Origin of the sequence: Methanoculleus sp. MH98A (genome assembly GCF_000691865.1) — an archaeon.
In the GTDB taxonomy this organism is placed as follows: domain Archaea; phylum Halobacteriota; class Methanomicrobia; order Methanomicrobiales; family Methanoculleaceae; genus Methanoculleus.
This window is the reverse complement of the sequence record NZ_JMIO01000085.1, coordinates 1-8,340: the sequence shown is the minus strand read 5'-3', so window position 1 is coordinate 8,340 and position 8,340 is coordinate 1. Positions and strand designations below refer to the sequence as shown.

Annotated in this window: 12 protein-coding genes; 9 read left to right on the top strand and 3 right to left on the bottom strand. The window is 61.7% G+C overall.

The genetic code is table 11. The features are described from left to right. Positions 1 to 435, top strand: a 435-nt coding sequence (locus EI28_RS10755) for a HEPN domain-containing protein (RefSeq protein ID WP_048114756.1), incomplete at its 5' end; no start/stop codon positions are given. A 96-nt stretch (positions 436 to 531) separates the two neighbouring features. Beyond that, positions 532 to 762 carry a hypothetical protein gene (locus EI28_RS10750; protein ID WP_011843072.1) on the top strand — a complete coding sequence of 77 codons (231 nt, stop codon included), beginning with the start codon at positions 532 to 534 and terminating at the stop codon, positions 760 to 762. 283 nt (positions 763 to 1,045) lie between these two features. Here EI28_RS10750 and ablB read toward each other — a convergent pair whose 3' ends face one another. The 3 genes from ablB to EI28_RS10735 all read right to left on the bottom strand — a co-directional run bounded on the left by ablB (position 1,046) and on the right by EI28_RS10735 (position 4,610). Beyond that, on the bottom strand, positions 1,046 to 1,885 hold the full coding sequence (gene ablB, locus EI28_RS10745) for a putative beta-lysine N-acetyltransferase (RefSeq protein WP_048114754.1): 840 nt from the start codon (positions 1,883 to 1,885) through the stop codon (positions 1,046 to 1,048). Then, positions 1,875 to 3,188 carry a lysine 2,3-aminomutase gene (ablA, locus tag EI28_RS10740; protein ID WP_048114753.1) on the bottom strand — a complete coding sequence of 438 codons (1,314 nt, stop codon included), beginning with the start codon at positions 3,186 to 3,188 and terminating at the stop codon, positions 1,875 to 1,877. Before ablA ends, ablB begins: the two co-directional genes overlap by 11 nt. Before the next feature lie 132 nt (positions 3,189 to 3,320). Beyond that, entirely contained in the window at positions 3,321 to 4,610 is a 1,290-nt protein-coding gene (locus EI28_RS10735) for a glycosyltransferase family 2 protein (protein WP_231476753.1), read from the bottom strand. Between the two features lie 173 nt (positions 4,611 to 4,783). Between EI28_RS10735 and EI28_RS10730 the strand changes: the two genes are divergently transcribed. The 7 genes from EI28_RS10730 to EI28_RS14955 all read left to right on the top strand — a co-directional run. Continuing rightward, positions 4,784 to 4,984: a type II toxin-antitoxin system HicB family antitoxin gene (locus EI28_RS10730; protein WP_048114748.1), complete on the top strand. Its 201-nt coding sequence runs from the start codon at positions 4,784 to 4,786 to the stop codon at positions 4,982 to 4,984. Then, positions 4,981 to 5,205 carry a type II toxin-antitoxin system HicA family toxin gene (locus tag EI28_RS10725; protein WP_048114746.1) on the top strand — a complete coding sequence of 75 codons (225 nt, stop codon included), beginning with the start codon at positions 4,981 to 4,983 and terminating at the stop codon, positions 5,203 to 5,205. Before EI28_RS10730 ends, EI28_RS10725 begins: the two co-directional genes overlap by 4 nt. A gap of 132 nt (positions 5,206 to 5,337) precedes the next feature. Beyond that, the gene (locus EI28_RS10720; RefSeq protein WP_231476751.1) at positions 5,338 to 6,483 is read left to right on the top strand and encodes a UDP-glucose/GDP-mannose dehydrogenase family protein; all 1,146 of its coding nucleotides are present in this window, start codon (positions 5,338 to 5,340) and stop codon (positions 6,481 to 6,483) included. A gap of 493 nt (positions 6,484 to 6,976) precedes the next feature. After that, the gene (locus EI28_RS10715) at positions 6,977 to 7,294 is read left to right on the top strand and encodes a nucleotidyltransferase family protein (RefSeq protein WP_048114745.1); all 318 of its coding nucleotides are present in this window, start codon (positions 6,977 to 6,979) and stop codon (positions 7,292 to 7,294) included. After that, positions 7,291 to 7,656, top strand: coding sequence for a DUF86 domain-containing protein (locus EI28_RS10710; RefSeq protein ID WP_048114743.1), 366 nt, complete (start codon positions 7,291 to 7,293; stop codon positions 7,654 to 7,656). Before EI28_RS10715 ends, EI28_RS10710 begins: the two co-directional genes overlap by 4 nt. A gap of 260 nt (positions 7,657 to 7,916) precedes the next feature. Next, complete coding sequence (locus EI28_RS10705) at positions 7,917 to 8,126, top strand: hypothetical protein (RefSeq protein WP_052379730.1); 210 nt, start codon at positions 7,917 to 7,919, stop codon at positions 8,124 to 8,126. Then, positions 8,123 to 8,340 (top strand): type II toxin-antitoxin system RelE/ParE family toxin (locus EI28_RS14955; protein ID WP_082223156.1); only part of this gene is annotated, 218 nt, incomplete at its 3' end. The genes EI28_RS10705 and EI28_RS14955, both read left to right, overlap by 4 nt.

Genomic DNA, 8,340 nt, shown 5'->3' with positions numbered 1-8,340 from the left:
CTCGTTGAGCCAAGCACCCAGGTCCAGGAGGCATACCGTAAGAAGTCAGAGAGTTATCTCGTCTCGGCAAAGATCCTGCTCGAGAACGGGCGGCTTGAAGAGACGGTATCGATGGCATACTACAGCATGTACTACATGGTGCTTGCCCTTCTCTTCAAGACCGGTATAAAATGCGAAAACCACTCCGGCGCAACGATCCTCCTTGAGAACCTGTATGGAATTGACAATTCCCGGATTGTCGCCGCCAAAAGAGAGCGAATCGATAAGCAGTACTATGTGGACTTCGCGATCACGGCAGAGGATGTCCGTGACTCGATAGAGGAGGCTGAGACGTTCTGTGCAGACTTGCTCGATTCCATGGAGCGCCTGCACCAGGGGGATATCTCACGCCTCAGGGAAAAAGCAGTGCGGATCTTAGAGGGGCCGGACAAGTGACAGTGTCAAGGATGCCCCGGGTGTTGTTCCGGGAGATGCTGGACGGCGAACTCCTGCGATCGTTCATGGAGCGCCTGCAGGTCCGGGGGAAACAGTATGGAATTGAAGTTTGACCGCGAGAAGAACAGGCAGGAGCGGCTGGCCTTTGTCCGGAGACATGCCCTCCGGGTCAGGGAGGTCCCAAACGAGGTGTGGAGCCGCGAGCAGGCCGACCTGATCGACGCGTTCTTTGAGAATGCCGAAAACTTCGCTCTTTCCCGGTCCGAATACCTCCGGATGCACCGGGTTGCCCGGCACCGCCCCGAACCGGTACACGGCGACGGGTAACTTCAGGCTGGGGGAACAGGTCCGTTTCCAGGTATTGGTTCAAATGTGTTCCATGCGGAACAAAATGCGTCCATCCAGATCGCTGCTCTCCTGACCCGGGCCACCTGCACCTCCGAAAACCTGCCGGGGATTCGGACACTTCATGTGACGCACCCGCAACGGATGAACCGGTGTAAACCGATGCTCCCTTTTGTTGTTTGCTTCCCGTATTATGCCAGCGGGTGAACGTGCGCCCCAAAAGCCGGCACGACGCCCGCCCTTACACCGGCGGCGGACCTTCTCCTCACCTCTCCAGCGTCCGGTACCAGACGTTCATGCTCTCGAACCCGCCGCAGATGTTGGTGTTGTTGACGAGGGTTCCCCCCCAGGCGTACCCCGCCCGGGCGAACGTGGCGTTGATCGGGTAGGAGAGCGCCCGGGCAATCGTGAAGGCGGTCTTCATCCCGGCCGCCCGCATCTCCTCCTCCATCCGCAAAAGGAGGAAGCCCGAGAGGCTTTTGCCCCGGAAGTCCGGGTGCACGGCGAAATCGGTCATCTCGACGTTCCCGTCGTCGCGGTAGATCTCCGCCGAGGAAGCCGCGGCAAGCCGGCCGTCTTCGGTGCGGACGACGAAGTAGCGGTAGTCCCCGGCCATCGTCTCCCGCAGGTAGCCGGGATCGGCGATGGGGAAGGGGTAGGTCGCAAAGACCTCGCCGTAGAGCGCGGCAAGGTCGTCGGCGTCGTCCTCCGCCGCAGGTGCACACGTCCAGCCCGGCGGAAGGACGACCGGACATCCATCGCCGGCCTTCTCGCGGACGGCCGCGAGGACCGCGGCGGTATCGGCCGACTCCCGCCGGCGTTTTGCATCGAAGAACTTCGCCGTGAAATACCCGTCCTCCCTGCCCCGGAAGAATCCCGGAACCCGCGCCTCGACGACGTAGCCCCGGGCGATGAACGAGGAGAGGACGGAGGCAGGCACTTTTGCAAATATCTTCGTGTAGCGCTCTCTCTCTGCGAGCCCATCCAGGTCGTCGAGAATTCCAGGAAGGTCGGCGGGCGAGAGGTGCATCACGTAGATCCGGTCGCTCAACCGTCCGTGCTGGACACGGGTGCCGCCGATCGTCGTGACGGTATCAGGACTCATTTCTCCGCTCGAACCGCTCGGTGTGCTCCGGGACGAGCGCCGTCGTCGGATCCTCTTCGGAGAGGAGTTTGACGATACCGACCGCTTTGGACTCATCCGCGCCCTCGAGCCTGAGGTACTGCCCGCAGGTCGCGCACTTGCGGTCGCACCAGACCGGTTCGTAGGAATCGGGCTCGCGGTAGGTGGTGATCACCCCCTCGAAGTTGCGCAGCACCACCCGGTTCGTGGCCCAGGAGATGAGGTACTGGGGCATCACCGGGATCTTCCCCCCGCCGCCGGGAGCGTCGATGACGTAGGTCGGGACCGCAAACCCGCTGGTGTGCCCGATAAGGCTCTCGATGATCTCGATCCCCTTGGAGACCGGGGTGCGGAAGTGGGTGAGCCCCTCGGAGAGGTCGCACTGGTAGAGGTAATAGGGGCGGACCCGGTTCTTGACGAGTTTGTGCACCAGGGTCTTCATGATCCGGGGGCAGTCGTTCACCCCCGCCAGGAGGACGGTCTGGTTGCCGAGCGGTATGCCGGCATCGGCAAGCCGTGCGAGCGCCTTCTGCGAGGATGTCGTGATCTCCGCCGGGTGGTTGAAGTGGGTGTTCACCCAGAGCGGGTGGTGCCGGGCGAGCATCTTGGCGAGGTCGTCCGTGACCCGGTAAGGGAGGACGACCGGAACCCGGCTGCCGATCCGGACCACCTCGACGTGCTCGATGTCGTCGAGCTCGGTCAGGATCCAGTCGAGACGGTCGTCGGGGAGCATGAACGGGTCGCCCCCGGAGAGGAGAACGTCCCGGATCCCGGGGTTCTCCCGGATATAGTCAAGGCTCTCGATGACTTCGGCCTCCGAGGGGATGGAGTCGACGTCCCCGACCTTCCGCTTCCTGGTGCAGTGCCGGCAGTACATGGCGCAGACGTTGCTGACTAAAAAGAGCACCCGGTCGGGGTAGCGGTGGGTGATACAGGGAGCCGGGTGGTCGGCGTCCTCGGCGAGCGGGTCCTCCATGTCGTCGGGTTCGACCTGCAGCTCCGCCGGCGACGGGAAGCATTGCATGAAGATCGGGTCGTTCCAGAGATCCTTCGCATCGATGAGCGAGAGGTAGTACGGCGTTATCCTCAAGGGGAATCTGCTCGCGGTCTCTTCCAGCTCCCGCCGCTCGTCCTGCCCGAACGATACGCCGAGCAGCCGCTCGAACGTGGAGATCTCAGTGATCGCATGCCGGACATGCCACCTCCAGTCCCGCCAGACTTCCGTGGCGGCACCTGCATCGATCCTTTCTGCTATCTCCTGCTGGTTGGTTGATAAAATGGCCATTCGCAGTTCCTCCGGGTCACACTATACCGCCAATCATATATAACTGGATCGATCTCCCCAAAAAGAGCCCGGAAATCAAAACAGAGGCCTATAAATCGGGATCAATGAGCGGAGCGCCGTGCCCGGCGGGGGTCAGCCCTGCTCTTCGCCGCGTTTTAAGAGCATCATGCTCGTGAAGATCCCGGAGAAGACGACCTGCATTCCGGCGAGGAAGAGGGCCAGCGCCCAGACGGCGTTTGCAATCTGGAAGAGCGGGCCGAACCCGGCGGCGGCCCAGTCCCGGAGGATGCCGAGCCCGACGAGGCCGCCGCCGGCCATCAGCAGGATCCCGGCGAGGAGTTCACGCTCGAGGTTGTGGTAGTTCATGAGCCGGGAGAGGAACGGCCCCGCCTCGCCGTAGCCCTGGACGGCCGAGTAGACGGCGATGTTGATCCCGGCAACGAGCGCCTGGAGCCCCCCGACGAAGAAGAGGGCGGCGAGGATGAAGGAGTGGATGAACGAGGTCTCGACGTCCCCCCGGAGGGCGAAGATGACCATCAGGAAGAAGCCGAAGATCGTGAAGAGCAGCCCGGGGACGGTGATGAACGGGATCGGCCGGTAGAGGAGCATGAACCGGACGTGCCGCCAGCCGTCGGAGAAGCTCTGCAGTTTCGAGGGGGCGACCCGGGCGGAGTAGGTGATCGGGACTTCGTCGATCCGGAGATTGGCCTTCGCCGCCTCGATGATCATCTCGCTTGCAAACTCCATCCCCCCGGTCTTGACGTTCATCCGTTCGAGCGCCTCCCGCCGGAACGCCCGAAACCCGGTGTGTGCATCCGATATCCGGATGGAAAAGACCCGGTTGAGGAGCCAGGTGAGGAAGGGGTTGCCCACGTACCGGTGCAGCGCGGGCATCGCACCGGGCCGGATCTCCCCCCGGAGCCGGGAGCCGAGGGCCATGTCGGCGCCGGCGTCGAGCAGGGCGAGGAGCTTGGGGATCTCCAGGAAGTCGTAGGTGTCGTCCGCGTCCCCGATGACGATGTACCTCCCCCGGGCGCACGCGAGCCCGGCGAGGTAGGCGTTGCCGTAGCCCCGCTTCTCCGGCCGGACGACTTTAGCCCCGAGGTCCCGGGCGATCGCCGCCGTCCGGTCGTCGGAGGAGTCGGCGATGATGATCTCGCCGTCGATCCCGAGATCGGCAAAGACCGTCCGGATCTTTCCGATGCACTTGCCGATGGTGGCTTCTTCGTTGAGGGCCGGGAGGACGACGGAGAGGGCGGGGGCGTTCATTTTCTGGAATAGTATCGGGCTTTCGCCGTATAGAGTGTATCGATTGCCTTCGGCCGGAGCGGGGTGTTCCAGCGGGTCGTCTACCGTCCCGGCGAACGGTTCCTCTACGATGTCGCTTATCGGACAACCCAGGAGTTCGATGCGTTCAAACACCAACTGTATAATTATATCGACAAGCAGGCGATCGTATGACGGGGATCATCAGGAGCGCGATCATCCGCATCAAACTCCGGGAGACGATCCGCGGAACCCCTATATAGTGTCATAGATAACTCTCCAGTGGAGGGGATCAACTGTCAGATACTCGTCTCCGCTACACGGTCCTTATGGAACGGAATGAGGATGGAGGGTATACCGTAACGGTGCCGTCCCTCCCGGGGTGCATCAGCGAGGGGTCTACCTGGGAAGAGGCGCTGGCACACGTCGAGGAGGCGATCGCGGGGTATATCGAGGTAGCCAGGAAACTCGGCAAACCCATTCCGGTTGAAGTATCCGTACCCCTGAATACAAGCAACGCGGGGACATGAAACTCCCGAGAACCACCGGGGAGAAGGTGGTCGGTGCTCTCAAGAGAGCCGGTTTTGAGGTGGTTGGCATCCGGGGCAGCCATCACTATCTCTATCATGCGCAACGTGACGTCATCGTCACCGTTCCCGTGCACTCTAAAAAGATCCTTGCGCCAAAGACGCTTCAGGCAATTCTTTTCCGGGCCGGGATCACCGTCGACGAGTTCCGGGCGCTCCTGTAGCACGTCGTTGTCATTCACCTTCGGGGTAGCGTTACGCACTTTGAAAATGCGGCAGAGCCCTCTCTCCAACCGGATACTTTTAACCATCCCAAAGCCCAATTTTGACGTAACGAACCGGAGGATCACAGGAAGATGCGGATAACTGTCGTCGGCGGGGGCTACGTCGGCCTGGTCACGGGGGCCTGCTTTGCCGAACTCGGGCATACGGTCGATATCGTCGAGATCGATGCGGAGAAGGCGGCGGCGATCAACGCGGGGCGCGCCCCGATCCACGAGCGGGGGCTCGATGCACTTCTCGCGAAGCACGCAGGCGAGCGGCTCCGCGCGGGGACGGACTACGGCCCGGTGGCGGAGGCGGATCTCTCGTTTGTCTGCGTCGGAACCCCGCCGGCGGCCGACGGGAGCGCCGACCTCTCGATGGTCGCCGCGGCGAGCCGGTCGATCGGGGAGGCGCTCCGCGATGGAAAGGGCTCGCACACCGTCGTCGTGAAGAGCACCGTGCCGCCGGGGACGACGGCGGGCCTCGTCGTGCCCGCGGTGCTCGAACACGCCGGCCGGGACGAGATCGGGTTTGCGATGAACCCGGAGTTCCTCCGGGAGGGGGTCGCGGTTGAGGACTTCCTGCACCCGGACCGGGTCGTGATCGGGAGCCGGGATGAGAACTCCGGCGATGCCGTCGCCGCCGTCTACCGCGGGCTTTCGGCCCCGGTGGTGCGGTGCGACCTCACCGCTGCGGAGATGATCAAGTACGCCTCGAACGCCCTCCTCGCGACGAAGATCTCGTTTTCAAACGAGGTGGGAAACATCTGCAAGCGCCTCGGGATCGACGTCTACGAGGTCATGGAGGGCGTCGGGATGGATCACCGGGTCTCGGCGCACTTTCTATCCGCCGGCGCCGGGTTCGGGGGGAGCTGCTTCCCCAAAGACGTCGCGGCCCTTGTCAGCCTCGCGGAAGGGCTCGGTGAAGAGCCCGCACTCCTCCGGTCGGTCCTCGACGTCAACGACCGCCAGCCGCTCCGGATGGTGGGGCTGCTCGAGGAGAGGATCGGCGACCTCGCGGGGAAACGGGTCGCCGTCCTCGGCCTCGCCTTCAAGGACAACACCGACGACATCCGGGAGTCCCGGGCGATCCCGGTCATCGCGGAACTCCTCCGGCGGGGAGCGGCGGTCGCCGCCTATGACCCGCTTGCGGTACCTTCGATGCGGCGGGTCTTCCCCGGCATCGGCTACGCCGCCTCGGCCGCGGACGCCTCCGTGGGGCCGACGCCTGCCTGGTGATGACGGAGTGGCCGGAGTTCTCCGCCTCAACGGGGAGTTCGACCTGATGAAGTCCCGGGTCGTCATCGAGGGGCGCCGGATCCTCGCCTGCGACGGGATAGAGGGGATCTGCTGGTGAGCAGGGCCGGGAAAGACACTATGAGGCGGCGCCACCTGCCGTAATGCAAAAACTATCCCAAAACGTCGTTACCGGGAGGAGGATACCCACCTCCCGTCCGAAACCCTTCGGGTTTCGGATAGGAGCTTGAGCACCGAGGGTGCGAGTCGCGGAAGTTTGCGAAGGGAAGTCAATGGTGTGATCTCCTGAGGGCTGTCTCAAACAATTTAGCGAAGTACTGAGTCTTTTGCATTCACGGATCGTCTCCCAGAGCAGCCACGACCGACCTTGCTCCTCCACCCGACACCGGGAGAACCATCACGGGCCCCAGACCCGCGAACCGGCATGCCCCGGGGATAGTTATACTAGAGAGAACGGCACATATCCCGATCAGGAATGGACGGAGTCACCCTGCAGCCCGGCGGAGAATGCGCGAGGATTATCAGTGTTCTCCGCGAGAAAAAGAGGTACCTGGCAGAGACCTATCACGTTGGATCCATCGGCATCTTCGGCTCGTGCCGGCGTGGCGAGGAGCACGAAGGAAGCGACGTGGACATTCTAGTCGAGTTCTCCGAGGTACCGGGGATCTTCGGGTTTCTCAGGCTTGAGCAATATCTCTCCGAACTTCTCGGGCGAAAGGTGGACCTGGTCGAAAAGAGTGCGCTTAAACCCCGTATCGGCCGCCGCATCCAGAATGAGGTTGTATACGTGTGAAGACCCCGCGAAGTACCCTTGACTACCTTGACGATATTCTTGACGCCGCAGGCAAGATCGAGATCTTCACCCGGGGCATGTCCTATGAGGAGTTTTCCGGGGACGACAAGACAATCTATGCGGTCACACGAGCACTGGAAGTGATCGGTGAGGCGACGAAATGCATTCCGCATCAGGTCAGGGAAAGATATCCCTCGCTTCCCTGGAGCGAAATGGCCGGTATGCGTGACAAGTTGATCCATGCCTATTTCGGGATCAACAGAGCGATCATCTGGAGAACGATCCGGGACGATATCCCTCCGCTCAGATCTGCGGTGCAGTGCCTCCTCGGGGATCTTGCCGCGGAGGAGACCGGGGATTGAACTCCGGGACCCATAGCGACGGGTGCCATTCGTACGGGCGGCGCCGGGGCCGGTCGAATGGGAAGGCGCTCCGCAACCCGACAGGCGAGGATCACCCCGCCACCTTCATCGTAGGACAACCCGGGGTACGGTCGGGACCCGAGTAGACACCGTCACCTCGTTGGAACGAGGGGGCTTTTGTCCCCTTTACCGCTCCAGCCATCGTAACCTGAACGAAACCGACTGATGACTCCGTGCCTCCGGTGATGAAAGGTCTATGTATGATCAGCGCCTATCAGGATTCAATGTCTGTTACGGAGAACATACCCGTATCGGAAGAGACCTATAATCAGATCCTGGATCTCAGGCGCCCGGACGAGACGCTCAACGACACGCTCGCGAGACTTGTAGATAAAATAAAAAAGCAGAGACTCACGGACGATATCGAAGAAGTCATGGCTCGCAATGAGTTCGTGGAGTTAGATCTGTGACATTCCGCCTCATGGTGGATAAGCGTGCGCTCAATTTTTTAAACTCTCTCGATGCCAAAGCTCAACGGGTTATCAAAGCCAAACTGAAATTTTTACGGGAAAATCCCTATCCTGGCTCGGATGGGGATAAAGAAAAACTCCACACCAATAAAAAGCGTGAATCGTACCGACTTCACATCGCACGTACGTTCACTGTGATCTACAATATTAATTC